The organism is Nostoc sp. (genome assembly GCF_036919895.1).
In the GTDB taxonomy this organism is placed as follows: Bacteria; Cyanobacteriota; Cyanobacteriia; order Cyanobacteriales; family Nostocaceae; genus Nostoc.
The window spans coordinates 26,151-42,081 of record NZ_JBALBW010000052.1 but is presented as its reverse complement, the minus strand read 5'-3'; the positions used below and the strand labels follow the sequence as shown (position 1 = coordinate 42,081).

13 protein-coding genes are annotated in these 15,931 nt (G+C 44.3%); 5 read left to right on the top strand and 8 right to left on the bottom strand.

Annotation, left to right across the window (positions count from 1 at the left end):
* Positions 1-154: 154 nt before the first annotated feature.
* The 3 genes from V7K55_RS09375 to V7K55_RS09365 form a co-directional block, all read right to left on the bottom strand.
* Complete coding sequence (locus tag V7K55_RS09375) at positions 155-814, bottom strand: Uma2 family endonuclease (protein ID WP_334830459.1); 660 nt, start codon at positions 812-814, stop codon at positions 155-157.
* A gap of 88 nt (positions 815-902) precedes the next feature.
* Positions 903-1,256 (bottom strand): DUF952 domain-containing protein, encoded by a 354-nt coding sequence (locus V7K55_RS09370; RefSeq protein ID WP_334830458.1) that lies wholly within the window; start codon positions 1,254-1,256, stop codon positions 903-905.
* On the bottom strand, positions 1,253-1,702 hold the full coding sequence (locus V7K55_RS09365; protein WP_334830455.1) for a KGK domain-containing protein: 450 nt from the start codon (positions 1,700-1,702) through the stop codon (positions 1,253-1,255). The genes V7K55_RS09370 and V7K55_RS09365 overlap by 4 nt, the downstream gene beginning before the upstream one ends.
* A 394-nt stretch (positions 1,703-2,096) precedes the next feature.
* Here V7K55_RS09365 and V7K55_RS09360 point away from each other — a divergent pair, with 394 nt between their 5' ends.
* A complete protein-coding gene (locus V7K55_RS09360; RefSeq protein ID WP_334830453.1) occupies positions 2,097-2,630 on the top strand; it encodes a DUF4352 domain-containing protein in 534 nt (177 codons plus the stop codon).
* 79 nt (positions 2,631-2,709) lie between these two features.
* Here V7K55_RS09360 and V7K55_RS09355 read toward each other — a convergent pair whose 3' ends face one another.
* The 4 genes from V7K55_RS09355 to V7K55_RS09340 form a co-directional block, all read right to left on the bottom strand.
* Positions 2,710-4,224 carry a thioredoxin-like domain-containing protein gene (locus V7K55_RS09355; RefSeq protein WP_334830450.1) on the bottom strand — a complete coding sequence of 505 codons (1,515 nt, stop codon included), beginning with the start codon at positions 4,222-4,224 and terminating at the stop codon, positions 2,710-2,712.
* 337 nt (positions 4,225-4,561) lie between these two features.
* Positions 4,562-5,665 (bottom strand): FAD-dependent oxidoreductase, encoded by a 1,104-nt coding sequence (locus V7K55_RS09350; RefSeq protein ID WP_334830447.1) that lies wholly within the window; start codon positions 5,663-5,665, stop codon positions 4,562-4,564.
* Positions 5,666-5,709: 44 nt separating this feature from the next.
* Positions 5,710-6,663: an amidohydrolase family protein gene (locus tag V7K55_RS09345; RefSeq protein ID WP_334830444.1), complete on the bottom strand. Its 954-nt coding sequence runs from the start codon at positions 6,661-6,663 to the stop codon at positions 5,710-5,712.
* Positions 6,656-7,195 (bottom strand): MarR family winged helix-turn-helix transcriptional regulator, encoded by a 540-nt coding sequence (locus V7K55_RS09340; RefSeq protein WP_334830442.1) that lies wholly within the window; start codon positions 7,193-7,195, stop codon positions 6,656-6,658. The genes V7K55_RS09345 and V7K55_RS09340 overlap by 8 nt, the downstream gene beginning before the upstream one ends.
* 128 nt (positions 7,196-7,323) lie before the next feature.
* Here V7K55_RS09340 and glsA point away from each other — a divergent pair, with 128 nt between their 5' ends.
* Positions 7,324-8,238: a glutaminase A gene (gene glsA / locus V7K55_RS09335; protein ID WP_334830440.1), complete on the top strand. Its 915-nt coding sequence runs from the start codon at positions 7,324-7,326 to the stop codon at positions 8,236-8,238.
* On the opposite strand, the gene V7K55_RS09330 is transcribed toward glsA, so the two are convergent.
* Entirely contained in the window at positions 8,203-9,858 is a 1,656-nt protein-coding gene (locus V7K55_RS09330) for a hypothetical protein (RefSeq protein ID WP_334830438.1), read from the bottom strand. The two genes, glsA and V7K55_RS09330, sit on opposite strands and share 36 nt — an antisense overlap.
* 527 nt (positions 9,859-10,385) lie before the next feature.
* On the opposite strand from V7K55_RS09330, the gene psaA reads away from it, so the two are divergent.
* From psaA to V7K55_RS09315, 3 genes are all read left to right on the top strand, one after another.
* On the top strand, positions 10,386-12,644 hold the full coding sequence (psaA, locus tag V7K55_RS09325; protein WP_334830436.1) for a photosystem I core protein PsaA: 2,259 nt from the start codon (positions 10,386-10,388) through the stop codon (positions 12,642-12,644).
* Between the two features lie 120 nt (positions 12,645-12,764).
* A complete protein-coding gene (gene psaB / locus V7K55_RS09320; RefSeq protein ID WP_334830434.1) occupies positions 12,765-14,990 on the top strand; it encodes a photosystem I core protein PsaB in 2,226 nt (741 codons plus the stop codon).
* A 141-nt stretch (positions 14,991-15,131) separates the two neighbouring features.
* Positions 15,132-15,896 (top strand): hypothetical protein, encoded by a 765-nt coding sequence (locus V7K55_RS09315; protein WP_334830431.1) that lies wholly within the window; start codon positions 15,132-15,134, stop codon positions 15,894-15,896.
* The last annotated feature ends 35 nt before the right edge of the window (positions 15,897-15,931 follow it).

The window sequence follows — 15,931 nt, the reverse complement described above, 5'->3', positions numbered from 1 at the left end:
GAGAAGAGAAGCGATCGCCCTTGGCGTTGGTGCTGCGATCGCTATTTTCTTGGATTTGTAAATTAAATTCGGTCACAATTGCTCTAGATTATTTATTCCCCGTTCTTTAAGTAAAGCGCGGAATCCCTTAGACTTGTTTATATAGCCGCGAATTTTATTCACCCTGACTATCTTCTATCTGTTTTCTTACCCATTGTCGAAACCCCTTAAGTGCTGAACTCATTCCTGTGGTTCGTGCCATTTCCACAAATCGGGGAATTAGTTCAATGATAGGAAAATTAGGAAATGTGGCGCTTGTGAGAGACTTTACATATTGCTCACCTTGCAGCAAGCTAATTTCTAAATTTTTGTTTTCATATCGCCAAATTTCAGGCACTCTCAAAGCCTGATATGCACTAATTTGGGTTTTAGAGGTGACATCAATTTCAATCGCCAAATCAGGAGGAGGATCAACTGTTAAGTCAATCTTGTCTTTCCCGATCATTAGCTGATAGTTTTGAATATAAAAACAATCATCAGGTTCAATACCCGCACTTGTATCTTTTCGCTTAAAAGTGGTTGAACCCAAAGATTCCCAATTTCGATCGAGTTCATCTAGCAAGGCTTTCACTAAGTCTCCAATAATTACCTTAGCTCGTTCATGTTCTGGTAATGGAGCCATAATTTCTAGCGTTCCTTCGCTGTATGCTACTCGACTCGCGCGATGTTCTCCTAACTCCTTGAGGATTGCTTCAAATACTTGCCAACTCACATCTTCCAGGATTATTCTTTGCCCTGCTGGAACTCGAATTTGTTTGAGTTGAAGAGTAACCATCTGATATCAGTTGTTAAATAATTTCATTATGAATCAAACCCTTGACTTTTCATCTCTTTCTCTGCGTTCTCTGCGCCTTGGCGGTTCGTTATTCTTCTAAATTTATAACTTCTTGCGGCAACTCAAATAAACCATCTTCCCCAGCCTCAAAATCAACCACCTGATACACAGCATCAACATTTAACTCACCATAAATGTGAGGAAATAATTCGCCAATTTCAGCCTCTTCATAACGAATTTCAGCTTGGACTTTCTCAGAATCAATAAACAGTATTACCAATTCTTTTTGGTTATTAAAAAATCTATGTGCAACTTTGAGTATTTGCGTTGACTTTGAACAATGTATAAAACCTTCACTCTCTAGTGAATCAGCGCGATAGCTACCGAGTATTTTCGCGTCTTCCCATTGTTGGCGTTTCGTAATGTGGAGGATAGTATTCATGTTGCTTCTGCTTGTATCATTTTACGAATATCATCTAAAGGCGATTCGGGTTGATTAGGATTATCAGGATAAAATTCTAACACTACAGTAATCTTCATGTTGGCACCTTCCCTCTTAGCTAATGGAGAAATAATTTCTGTAGAGACTTTTATTCTGAGTTTACCTACTTGCCAGCCTGTAGATCCAACTCTGAAAACTTGACAGTTGATACCTTCGCTACAAGATTGCCATGTGATATCTTCAACTTTAAAATTAACTTCGTTTATACACAGCTTATTAAAAAGTCCTGAAACAGAGAAATCAGTATGATGTTCCGTTAATCTTGTACAAAATTTCTGTGTAAAATTTTCAGATATCAATTCTTTGAATCTGCTAACGATATACGTATCTTTATTAAATAACAAAACATCAGCATCAAAGTCTAATAGTTGGCATATCTTGTTCATGTTAATCCTAGTAGTCAATGTAAATTATGAATTGTCTGCATGATATAAACTAATCAACTATTTTAATCCGCAATTGTCAACATCAATCCAGTGAAAATACTGGTATTCAAACCGTTAAGAATAGTTTATAAAGCAATTATAAATAAGTTACGAACAAAAAGATTCCCGACTTCTTGAAGAAGTCGGGGATCTTAGCCTCTCGGTGTTTGCAAATCAAATAGGATTGCTATAGTTCGCCTGTAACCTTTGACTGGTTTGGCTTATTCTCAAAAATTAGAGGTGGTTCAGCTTATGAAATTTTATCATTTGTTAATGTTGGTAAATTTTTGGGAATTATAATAACGAACCTCTCAAAAGGCTTAAAGAGGTTTCGATATACAACCAGAGTGCAACCATGAATAAACTTAAATACTTATCTCTTGCAGCATTATTACTGATGAATTCTGCCTGTACACCGTCGCCAGAAGCTAAATTAGAGCCTTCTTCATCTCAAGCAAATGCTGCCGATACTACTAACATTGAACCAGTTTCAAAAGCAGTCAAAGGTAAAGTTAATCGCAAAGGTTGGGAAGTTAACGTCACAGGAGTAAAGTATGCAGGACAGAAAATTAAAGGAGAGTACAAAACATACGAAGCGGCTGAAGTTTGGACAGTGGTTTCTGTAACGGTTAAAAACACAAGTGGCAAAAGACAACGAGAGGATGATGCCTGGTTCATTCTTCCATTCTCAGAATTAGTTGACTCCAAAGGCAACAAATACGATTCTAAAGAGAGGGAGTACAAATATGATGTTCAATTGCTAAGAAAACCCTTCTCTCCAGCTGAAACTCGTTCTATAGATTTACTATTTGACACACCTAAAGGTATTAAGGCAGATAAATTTCTAATTCAGAGTAAAAATTTAGAATTCATCCCTTTAAAACTTTAGCACTATTTAATTACTTCTCTTTTAAATCTCACGCAGAGACACAGAGCTTTCCTTTACGCTTTTGCGTGAGGTAATCACTTTATAGATTAGACGGAATACAAACATCTGGCGCACATAAACCAATAAATTCTAAAGTCGTCACCTCAAACGTATTCAAATCTACGCGGCGGATGGCATGATTATTAGTATCAGCAATATATAGATATGAATCTATAGCACTTAATCCCGAAGGTTCAAAAAATCGGCTATTCTTACCTTGTCCATCTTGTAAACCAACACTACCATCTCCTAAAACTGTTTGACAATTGCCACTAGGACTAACTAATTTAATTTTGTGATTGTAGGTATCTGCCACCCACAGAAAACTCTGAGCAAATTCTACTCCTAAACAATGTTGCAAACGGACATCTTCACCCTGTCCATCTACATCACCAAAACCAAATAAACCCCCACTACCGCAAACCGTTCGCACTTGGTAAGGTTCTACAATTCCCACACCACGAATTGAACTAACTTCACTGTCAGCAATATATAATTCTTCTCCATCAGTGCTAATACCGCTAGGTTGAGCAAAAGCAGATTCGGTAAGTGAACCATCAATGCAAGCTTCTGCACCAGTACCAGCATAAGTTTTAATGATGCTAGTTTCTAAATCCATTTCCCAAATTTGATGCGGCCCAGCCATTGCAATAAACAGCGTATTTCCCACTTTCACTAAATCCCAAGGGGAATTTAGCGCGGTTTCTAAAGCAGCACCGCCATGAGGGTGAATATTCCGGCTTTGTTCACCAGTTCCTGCGATCGCTTCTACAACTTGACGCTTCAAATCAACTCGCCGCAGGGTATGATTTTCTGTATCAGCAACATAAAGAATCTGATTTTCGGTATCATAAGCCATTCCCTGTGGTGCAAAAAACTGCGCTTCGTTAAAAGCACCATCGGTTAAGCCAGATTTTCCAGTACCAATCAAATGCAGAATTTCGCCGTCGAAGCTACTCATAATCAGGCGATGATGTCCAGAGTCAGCAATGAATAAACCCGCTTGGGTAGCTAAGACTTTACCAGGAAAAGCTAGAGGTGTAATTAATGGTTTACGCTGTTTTTCTAAAGTCAAGCTAAGTTCTTGAAAATTAATCGTGCCTTTATCCTGATGTTGCTGAATTAACTTTTGAATCAACTCGTCTAAAGTGTCACGGTTTCCTTCTCCAGCTATTTGACCAATTACGTAACCTTCTGGATCGATAATTATTAAAGTAGGCCAAGCACGCACAGCATACTCTTCCCAAAGTCGAAAATTGCTGTCAACTATAACTGGGTGTTCTATGTCGTAACGCAAGATGGCTTGGCGAATATTTTCTGTTTCTTTCTCGTTGTCAAATTTAGCGGAGTGAACGCCGATAACAGTCAAGCTATCTTTATATTTCTGTTCTAAATATTTGAGGTTTGGCAGGATATGCAGACAATTGATACAGCAGTATGTCCAAAAGTCTAAAATTACGACTCTACCTTTGAACTGCTTAAGAGACAAAGGTTTATCGGTATTGAGCCAAGAGTAATTTTGCGGTAATTCTGGCGCTCTGACACGGGGAAGCATAAAGAAATGGGACTAAGAAAAGCATTAATATCTAATCTGGGAAGATGAGAGGAGTAAATAAGACTATTTAATATCTTAGTGCCATTCGGATTAAGGTTGAGATAATCCTCATCTATCTTTGAAACTCTAATACTAGTTATGTATGAAGGTGCGCCGAACTAGTATGAGGAACGAACCGCAAAGGACGCAAAGGGCACAAAGAAAGAAATAAGAAGCAAAGGAAATTTGGCGCAGTTTTACAAAGAAATGGTAAAACGGCAACATTATTATCTGCTGCCGTTTTAAGCGGCTTTGTCAGCGTTCTCTCCGTCAAGCAACGCGGTAAAGCTGTGTCAAATCACTTGCCTACAGGCAGAGGCTGGATTTCGGGTGATAACCTCGAAGCGAGTTGCATCTTTTTAGTTATCGGTGCCCGTTCCTCATGGTAGCGGCGCAGTGCGTCGGGAACGTTCGTCATTCCTTCCCCGCTCAATGCCCGTGCCAAAGCATCGGCATCCTGAATCGCCTGGTTCGCGCCCTGACCGGCGCGTGGTGCCATCGGGTGAGCCGCGTCGCCCAGCAGGGTGATGTGTGCGGTACTCCAAGTGTCGATGGGTTCGCGTTCATAGACTGGGTTTGCCCGAACCGGAACCGTCCCAGCTTCGATCAGCTTGATAATGGCAGAATCAAAGCCTTTGAAGAAATCGAGTAGTTCCGACGTTGGCACCTCGGTCGTCCAAAGATCCTTCGGCGGGGTGTCCTGCACCATAATGGTGTCCATCGCGACCTCATCCCCCCCACGTAGAGGTAGCAGTGTCAGCATCTTGGGAGTTTGACCCCACAGGTACATCCGATCGTTTGGCATCCCTTCAGGCATTGCAGAACTAGACGCGAGTCCACGGAGGATAACCAGCTTCGAGAAGATCATCTCGTCGTTATGAATGAACTTGCGAACCACAGACTTGATGCCGTCGGCTCCAATCACGACCTTGGCGCGAACCTGCCGCCCATCTGCAAAGCGCACAACACCGCGATCGCCATCTTCAAAAGCCTCGACGCTTTCCATGCCGAGATGGATGTGCTGCTGATCGACACCCTCCAGCAGCAGGGCATGGACATCAGCCCGATGCACGGAGTAAGCCCTGCCTTCGCCGGTCATGTCGGCAGGGGTCGTACCGATGGGTTTGCCCTCGCTGTCACGCAATTCGATCACCTTAGTCTGCACAGCCTCGGTATGGAAGCGATCGCTGACACCCCATGCCTCCAACAGCCGCACACTGGGTTCGCGGATGATCACCGCGCCACCAATTTCTCTAAGGACTTTGGTTCGTTCGTAGACATGGGCTTCGATGCCAGCCTGACGCAATGCTACGGCGGTAGCTAGTCCGCCGATACCCGCTCCAACGATCGCAACATCCACATCTAGGGGGACGGTAGCTACTGTATGGCTATTATTTGTCATCTTTGATAATCTCCTTAATTCATTTGTATTTTGAGTTGCTGCTTTTAGCTATTTGAAATTGGTGTAAGTACGTTGGCGAACTGTGGAAACAGAGTTTCGGCGTTCATCCGATTAATCGCTGAACGTAGCTGATTGTCGAGCGGGTAGGTATCAAGTCCATCTGTGAAGCGACTTACAGCTTGCACAGGAGCGAAGGGTGAGTCACTACCGTAAAGAATGTGGCTAGGGTCAGCAAACGCTAGCAAACTGGGCAATGCAGTCGGACTGGAAGACAAGGCGGTGTCGAAGTAAAAGCGGCGGAGGTTTTCTAGTCCAGTTTCGACGTTGCCATCGGGGGAACAGACTGGAGCCATCCGATGGGCGGCGTAAGGGATGAATCCCCCAGCATGGGACAGAATCACTTTCAGATTGGTGTAGCGGGTCATTGTCCCAGACACGATGAGATTAATCGCAGCGCGGGTGGTATCGAGCAAGAAATCGGCGGCGAAGGACGGTACACCTTGTACGCTTGGCCCTGGTAGCTCTGAGGGATGGACAAAGACTACAGCATGGCGGCGGTTCAACTCCTGCATAAGTGGGTCAAAGTCCTTTTCTCCCAGGTAGCGACCGTGGGTATTTGCAAGCAGAACTACCCCAGCCGCGTGCAATTCTTCCATTGCATAGACTGCTTCGGCGATCGCACCATCGACATCAGGTAAGGTTAGGGTGGCAAAGAATCCAAATCGATGGGGATGGGCGCTAACTACTTTAGCCGCAAATTCATTCACTTCACGAGCCTTAACCCGCGCCTCGGCATCATTGCCCAAATGCACACCAGGAGTAGAAACTGAGAGGATTCCAGTGGCAATGCCATGCTCATCCATCATGTTGATTGCATCTTCTACACTCCATTTCGGAAGAGAACCTCCTCCAGGCTTGATGCCGTGCTGAGTCAGCCAGTTTGCGTAATCAGGAGGAACGATATGTTGGTGAACATCAATTCGGGCAGGATTAGACATGGTTTTTCCTTGTCAAAAATTCAATCGTGCTTTGAGAATCCATATCCTGGGGAAGCAGTTTCTTGAGAATGTGCCGTAATGTCTCTTTCTCGGTGGGATTAAGAGGTGCAAAGTTTTTGATTTCTACTTTTTGCACGCGCTTAACTAGCTCATTGACCATCTCTTTACCGGCATCGGAAACTGAGTGGATATGCAGTCGCCGATCCTTTTCGTGCGGATGCGTCTCGATCAATCCGCGGGCTGCAAGAATCCGAATGATTCCGTGGATGGTAACGGGCTTCATTCCCACTAACAGCCCCAGTTCGTTCTGAGAAGTTGCGCCTTTCTCCAACAGTTTCACCATGACAACGTACTGCTGGGGTGTGATCTCAAGATCGCTAAGTTCCTGGTAGCAGTTGCGCTGATTCTTTGCGAATACTCTACCCATGAGATAGCTAAGATCCTCATCCAATACATACGGTTCATCAACCTCTGCTGGTTTGAGTTGTTCGTTTTTTGGTTTTGGCGATCGCTCTACTGACACTGGCTTCATCCTCAAGAGATTTGCTTTTTTGGGAAGGTCATTCTCACTATAACATTATAGTCATAACGTTATTATTGTAATAGATTCTCAGTTTCAAAAACCCCATAAACTAGAAATGTGTTTACCGGATATCATTTTTGAAAGAACTTGATAAACTAACGACTACGGAGTTATCAGTGTGGGTGCAACTAGCCAAAATCCAGCCTAAACAGGGACGAGTTATCGATCGCATTCCCCAATTAGCTAAAGCCGATCCTGGCTGGTTTGCAGTCCACATCTGCTGTAAATCGGGGAAAACTATCAGTTTTGGGGATACAGCTTGTATATTCCCGCTAATGAGCGTTATTAAGACCTTTTCCCTACTTTATCTGCTAGAACATTTTGGTGCAGAAACAGTTTTTGCTTGGGTTGGCGTGCAACCATCGGATGCAGCCTTCAATTCTTTAGAACAATTAGTTAGCGATCGCGGCCACCCTCGCAACCCTATGATTAATAGTGGGGCAATCACTCTCGCTGATAAGTTACCAGGAAAGGACGCAAATCAACGCACTCTTTTATTTTGTCAATGGCTCAACCAATTAGCAGGTTGCCAACTCAGGTTAGATGAGGAAATGCTGGCTTCAGTGCGATTAACCCGTTCAACAGCCAATCAAGCGATCGCAAATTATCTTAGCGAAACAGGTCATCTAGAAAATATTCAAACAGCACTTGACACCTACGAGCAAATATGCTGCATATCTGGGCGAGTTGAAGACTTAGCCCTGTTAGGAAAACTTCTAGCTTTTGAAAATGGCTTAGTAAATTCACAAAACCGCCGAATTGTCAATGCTGTAATGTCAACTTGTGGACTTTATGAAGCTTCGGCGGAGTTTGCAATCAGGATTGGTCTACCGATGAAATCAGGGATTGGTGGTGGACTTGTAGCAATAGTACCAGGTGAGGGAGCGATCGCTTGCTACAGTCCTGGGTTGGATAATATCGGAAATCCTGTCGGTGCGATCGCATTTGTTGAGGCTTTAGCGCAAGAGTTGCAGTTGAGTGTCTTTAGTTGATTCTGGTTTCTCTGCTTCGGGAACGCTTATTTTAGGTAACGGCGTTGATTCAGGAGTTGGCGTAATTGTTTCTGCTGTTGGAGACTCGATAATCTCCGGTGGCGTAAGTGGCAAACTCGGAGATGGCGCAACTGTTACTTGTGGAGTAGGTGTCTTGCTCGTTCGACGCTTAAAAAATTCGCCAAATCTAGATTTGGCTGGCTGAGGCGTAACTTTTTCAGGTAGCGGCGTTGATTCAGGAGTTGGTGTTACCTGTGGCTGTGATTCTGGTGTTGGTGTAATTATTTCTGGTGCTGGAGGCTCAATAATCTCTGGTAGCGTGGGTAGCAAACTCGGAGATGGCGCAACTGTTACTTGTGGAATAGGTGTCTTACCAGCCCGACGGTTAAAAAATCCGTCAACTTTAGGTTTAGTTGGCTGAGGTGCAACTTTTTCAGGTAGGGGCGTTGATTCAGGAGTCGGCGTTACCGTTGGCGTAATTATTTCTGATGGTGTCGGGGATAAGGTAGGAGATGGTACAGCCGTTGGAACTTCCAACTTTGGTTGTTCTGGTTGTGTTTTGGATTCTTTCGGAACTTCAGTTTCAGGAATGGGCTGTTTTTCTAGCTTCGGTTGTATTTGGGGTGTTTTTTCAACAGAAGGCGTAGGTGTGAGTTTATAATTCTGGTCTACAATGCCTCTTACCTCATCTGCTGTGAGTTCTCCTCTAACAATTTTCGACAAAGTATCTTTACCCTTTGGCTCGTAGTCAATGACTCGCACTGTGGTATTGAAGACATTTTTGAGAGGATTTCCCTGATTATCGAGAAATTCTAGCTTTACCCAGTTTTTCCCAGCTTGGAAGCCTTTCAGATAAACTGCTTGCCAGCGATCGAAAACAAAGCTTTCACCATTAATTGTGACGCGGATACGCCAATCACTAAATCCTTCGTTAGTGTTTTCCTTGTCAACGAGGTGTAGGGGAGCGTTAGTCAGATAAAAGTCTAGTAAAATTGGCTCTGCCCCGTAGCTACTTTGAGGACGGCTGTAAGTTAGCAGGGGTAACTTAGGATCTGGATTATTGTCGTCAGTTTTGGTAAAGACGTGAAATTTTGTCTCGGCATAAGCGCCTTCATTCTTAAAGCTTTCATGCCAAGGACGAGAGGCAAAGACGCGCAGGGTATGAGTACCTGGAGACAACTCTGGCAAAACCAAGGGTTGATTCAGGTCGTAAACAGGAATATAAGGTTGATTATCCAGAATTACATGGAGATGTGGCCCCAGTTGTAATTGTGGATCTTTAAATATTGGTAGATCCTTAACCTGAAAACTGGCTGTAACTTTATTATCTTGGAAAACTTCATCAGGTCTAGGAGTCACAATTGCCACTTGTGGCTGATAAACTTCCAAACTTGGACGCAGTGCTTGGATAACAGATGGTGGGGATACTTCGGAAAATTGCTTTGAAATTTGAGAAATCTGTGAAGTGTCTTCTCTATAACCAGTTGATACTTCCTGGCTATCGGCTTTCTCGCCGCAACTGGTCAAGCTTAATACCAGCACCAATGTGATTATCCACCTAAGAATCGGGAACCTCTTAGGGAGGAGCTTCTCTAACACCCTTATCTGCCACGAGTTCATGCGTTGCACCCAGCGATAGTCTTCGACAATTGCACAAATTATTTTCGCTCAAACTGTCCATCTGGCACTATAGCCCAAAAGGTGAAATCTGCCTCACATCCCCTACTTATTCCAGTAAATTTTAAAACAAGTCATACTTTTTACAGCTTTTTACTTACGAAAATGGAAATATGACACAAATGTTCATAAGTAATAGCAGTAAAAGCTGTAAGCCAAGTGCATACAGCAAAATCATAAAACTTCCCAATTGTTATTCTTTGTAAATTAAAATGGTTAATCTATTGACTTTTAGGTAAACACTTTGAAGTTAAAAGGCAGATTAGACGGTAATTTCAGCAATATTCCCCGAAGTTTGAATTATTGTTAAAATATCTCCAACAAAGTGTAGGTGAAGACTCTATAATTCAACGAGAAACAACTATCCACATAGGGTCTTCATCGCGGCTTCAGTGAAATTCTGAGTATGCGGTAATGGTTCACTTTGTGGTATTCATGATTCCTCATTCCTTATCAAGAGAGGAGGTCAAATGACAATAAGTCCTCCGGAGCGAGAGGAAAAAAAGGCAAGAGTAATCGTCGATAACGATCCAGTTCCAACCTCATTCGAGAGATGGGCGCAACCTGGACACTTTGACAGATCCTTAGCCAGAGGTCCCAAAACCACCACATGGATTTGGAACCTGCACGCACTCGCCCATGATTTCGATACACATACAAGCGATTTAGAAGACATTTCCCGCAAGATATTCTCAGCCCACTTCGGCCATTTAGCCGTAGTGATGGTTTGGTTGAGCGGAATGATTTTCCACGGCGCGAAGTTTTCTAATTACGAAGCTTGGCTAAGTGACCCGTTGAACGTTAAGCCTAGCGCTCAAGTCGTTTGGCCGATTGTCGGACAAGACATTTTAAACGGTGATGTTGGCGGTGGTTTCCACGGCATTCAAATCACCTCTGGTTTGTTCCAAGTATGGCGTGGTTGGGGGATTACAAACTCCTTCCAACTTTACGTAACTGCGATCGGTGGCTTGGTATTAGCAGGCTTATTCCTATTTGCCGGCTGGTTCCACTACCACAAACGCGCTCCTAAACTGGAATGGTTCCAGAATGTGGAGTCGATGCTGAATCACCACTTGCAAGTATTGCTAGGTTGTGGTTCCTTGGGATGGGCAGGTCACTTAATCCACGTGTCCAATCCGACCAACAAGCTTTTGGATGCAGGTGTTGCTCTCAAAGACATCCCCTTGCCCCACGAGTTCATCTTGAACAAAGACTTGTTGACCGAGTTGTATCCCAGCTTTGCTGCTGGTTTAGCACCTTTCTTCACCTTGAACTGGGGTCAGTATGCTGACATCCTTACCTTCAAGGGCGGTCTGAACCCAGTAACAGGCGGCTTGTGGATGAGTGACATTGCTCATCACCATTTAGCGATCGCAGTTCTCTTTATCGTTGCTGGTCATCAGTACCGTACCAACTGGGGTATTGGTCACAGCATTAAAGAGATCCTCGAAAACCACAAAGGTCCTTTCACTGGTGAAGGTCACAAAGGTCTCTACGAAAACCTGACCACATCCTGGCACGCTCAATTGGCTACTAACCTAGCCTTCTTGGGTTCACTGACCATCATCATCGCGCATCACATGTACGCGATGCCCCCCTATCCATACTTGGCAACTGATTACGCTACGCAGTTGTGCATATTCACACACCACATGTGGATCGGTGGCTTCTTGATCGTTGGTGGAGCGGCTCACGCTGCTATCTTCATGGTGCGGGATTACGATCCTGTTGTGAACCAAAACAACGTACTGGATCGGGTGATTCGTCACCGCGACGCGATTATTTCTCACCTGAACTGGGTGTCTATTTTCCTTGGCTTCCATAGCTTTGGACTTTACATCCACAACGACACAATGCGCGCATTGGGTCGCCCTCAAGACTTGTTCTCTGATACAGGGATTCAATTGCAGCCGGTATTTGCCCAGTGGATACAAAATATCCACACATTGGCTCCTGGTACAACTGCACCTAATGCCCTAGAACCAGTTAGCTATGCCTTTGGCGGCGGTGTCTTGGCTGTTGGCGGTAAAGTGGCGATGATGCCCATTGCTTTGGGTACAGCGGATTTCCTGATTCACCACATTCACGCTTTCACCATTCACGTCACCGTCCTAATTCTGCTCAAAGGTGTGCTGTACGCCCGTAGCTCTCGTCTGATCCCAGACAAAGCTAACCTGGGCTTCCGCTTCCCTTGCGACGGCCCTGGTCGTGGCGGTACTTGCCAAGTGTCTGGTTGGGATCACGTATTCCTCGGACTATTCTGGATGTACAACTCCATATCAATTGTAATTTTCCACTTCAGTTGGAAGATGCAATCAGATGTGTGGGGAACCGTAGATGCAGATGGTACTGTGACTCACATCACTGGTGGTAACTTTGCCCAAAGTGCTATTACCATCAACGGTTGGTTGCGTGACTTCTTGTGGGCACAAGCTACACAAGTCATCAATTCCTACGGCAGCGCGCTATCTGCCTATGGTCTACTCTTCTTAGGCGCTCACTTTGTCTGGGCATTCAGCTTGATGTTCCTGTTCAGTGGTCGCGGCTACTGGCAAGAACTGATTGAGTCCATTGTTTGGGCGCATAACAAACTGAAGGTAGCTCCAGCAATCCAGCCTCGCGCTCTGAGTATTATTCAGGGTCGGGCTGTTGGGGTAGCTCATTACCTCTTAGGAGGAATTGCCACAACTTGGGCATTCTTCCATGCACACATCCTTTCAGTAGGGTAGCAATCAGTTATTGAGTGCTGGGTGCTGAGTGCTGAGTCAAAACTCAGAACTCAGGACTCAGAACTCAGGACTCTAGACGCTGATATTTGATGGCTAAAGGTCAGAGGATTTATTAAACCTATGGCGACAAAATTTCCGAAATTTAGCCAGGATCTCGCACAGGACCCGACGACTCGTCGGATATGGTATGCGATCGCTACAGGCAACGATTTTGAAACCCATGATGGCATGACGGAAGAAAATCTTTACCAAAAGATTTTCGCAACTCACTTCGGTCACTTGGCAATCATCTTCCTGTGGGCATCCAGCCTCCTGTTCCACGTGGCCTGGCAAGGTAACTTCGAACAGTGGATTAAAGATCCCCTTCACATCCGTCCCATCGCCCATGCGATTTGGGACCCCCACTTTGGTAAACCAGCGATCGAAGCTTTTACCCAAGCGGGCGCTAGCAATCCGGTAAACATTACCTACTCTGGTCTTTACCATTGGTGGTATACGATCGGTATGCGGAATAACGGCGAACTGTACAACGGTTCAGTATTCTTGCTGTTATTCGCTGCTGTAATGTTGTTTGCTGGTTGGCTGCACTTGCAACCCAAGTACCGTCCTAGCTTGGCATGGTTTAAGAGCGCTGAACATCGCCTTAACCACCACTTAGCAGGTTTGTTTGGTGTTAGTTCATTGGCTTGGGCTGGTCACTTAATTCACGTTGCTGTCCCCGAAGCTCGCGGTCAACACGTAGGTTGGGATAACTTCTTGAATACCCCACCCCACCCAGCCGGTTTGACACCATTCTTTACAGGCAACTGGGCTGTTTACGCTCAAAACCCTGACACCACCGGACATGTATTTGGTACATCCCAAGGTGCAGGAACTGCAATTCTGACTTTCTTGGGTGGTTTCCATCCTCAGACAGAAGCTTTGTGGTTGACTGACATCGCTCACCACCATTTAGCGATCGCAGTCCTATTTATTGTCGCTGGTCACATGTACCGGACAAACTTTGGGATTGGTCACAGTCTCAAAGAAGCATTGAATGCCAAGAGTTTCTTTGGTATTCCAGTTGAAGGGCCGTTTAACCTACCTCACCAAGGTATTTACGACACCTACAACAACTCCCTGCACTTCCAATTGGGTTGGCACTTAGCAGCGCTAGGTGTTGTTACTTCCCTAGTAGCGCAGCACATGTACTCCATGCCTTCCTACGCATTTATTGCGAAGGACTACACAACTCAGGCAGCTTTGTACACGCATCACCAGTATATTGCTGGATTCCTGATGCTTGGTGCTTTTGCTCACGGTGCAATCTTCTGGGTACGTGATTACGATCCAGAACAAAATAAGGGTAACGTTCTTGACCGCGTGCTGAAGCACAAAGAAGCGATTATTTCCCACCTCAGCTGGGTATCTCTCTTCTTAGGCTTCCACACCCTTGGTCTGTACGTACACAACGACGTAGTTGTTGCTTTCGGTACACCTGAAAAGCAAATCTTGATTGAGCCAGTATTTGCTCAATTTGTCCAAGCTGCAAATGGTAAAGTACTGTACGGTTTAGATACATTGCTATCTAACCCTGATAGTATTGCTTACACAGCATGGCCTAACTACGCTAACGTTTGGTTGCCAGGTTGGTTAGATGCCATTAATGCTGGTACTAACTCCCTGTTCTTGACCATTGGCCCTGGCGACTTCTTGGTACACCATGCGATCGCTCTAGGTCTGCACACCACCACCTTGATCTTAGTCAAAGGTGCTTTGGATGCCCGTGGTTCTAAGCTGATGCCCGATAAAAAGGACTTCGGCTATGCCTTCCCTTGCGACGGCCCCGGTCGTGGCGGTACTTGCGACATCTCAGCATGGGATTCCTTCTACCTCGCTACCTTCTGGATGCTGAACACCCTGGGTTGGGTTACGTTCTACTGGCATTGGAAACATCTTGGTATTTGGCAAGGCAACGTTGCTCAGTTCAATGAGAACTCTACATATCTCATGGGCTGGTTCCGCGATTACCTCTGGGCTAACTCTGCTCAGTTGATTAACGGTTACAACCCTTACGGCGTGAATAACCTGTCTGTCTGGGCTTGGATGTTCTTGTTTGGACACCTAGTTTGGGCTACTGGCTTCATGTTCTTAATCTCCTGGAGAGGTTACTGGCAAGAGTTGATTGAAACCCTTGTTTGGGCACACGAACGCACTCCTCTAGCTAACTTGGTTCGCTGGAAGGACAAGCCCGTGGCTCTGTCCATTGTTCAAGCTCGTGTAGTTGGTCTAGCTCACTTCACTGTTGGCTACATCGTGACTTACGCAGCATTCTTGATTGCTTCTACTGCTGGTAAGTTCGGTTAATTCGGCTGCTAGTTTTGTAGATAAGTAATAAAAATCCCCTGCCGCAAGGTGGGGGATTTTTTGTGAAATCAATTTTGTAACTGGATGAGGTTAGGGATATAGTATGTATTAATTAATTTGTATGTTTGGAAATATTTTCTGATGCAAGATTCAGAATTGTTAGAAAAATTACATCGAACTTGGGTTCAAGCTTTAATTAATGATTACTGGAACGACTATGCAGCAATTATTGTTGATGCTGAATTAGAATTTGATGTTAAATGGTATCAATATGATAGGGATATTTCAGGTCTTATAATATATTTGCCACTTAATCTCAGGTTAATAGTCTCAAATAGTGACGAAATTCAACAAACTTTGAGACATTATTTTGTATCCATTGCTGCTGGTCATATTTGGAATGATATGGCTAAATTTCCCATCTACTACAAAGTTAAGTTACTAGAGGTAGAAGAGAATTGGCAGAAGACTATTAAATTTCTAATAGCCAAATCAAAAGAGTTGAATCAAGGACTTATTACAGAGAAAGCTTTTGCTCGAAAAGGTAAAGAGCCGATCATTTACAATGAGATTAAATTTGCGTCACAGTCTGAAATTAGGATTGCACAAGAGCTAGAAGTTAAAGGTGTCTTGTTCTTTCCACTACCTCTAGCTGTCAGGCATGAAACAGGTAATATTTATGAAGATCACCGAGAAGTAGATTTTTTAGTGTGTTTAGACGGAACATTCGGAATATTAGAGATTTCTTTTCATCTAGACAGGTATGAGAAGGATAAAGAAAAGGATGCTTGGTTTAAAAAATCAGGAATTCTTTGCGTTGAACACTACCCTGCGGAGAAGTGCTACAACCAACCAATGGCAGTAGTAGAAGAATTTTTGAGCTTTCTATCAAAACACAAAAGGTAGACTGCGATCTCCTAAAATTAACTTAGTGATAGGCA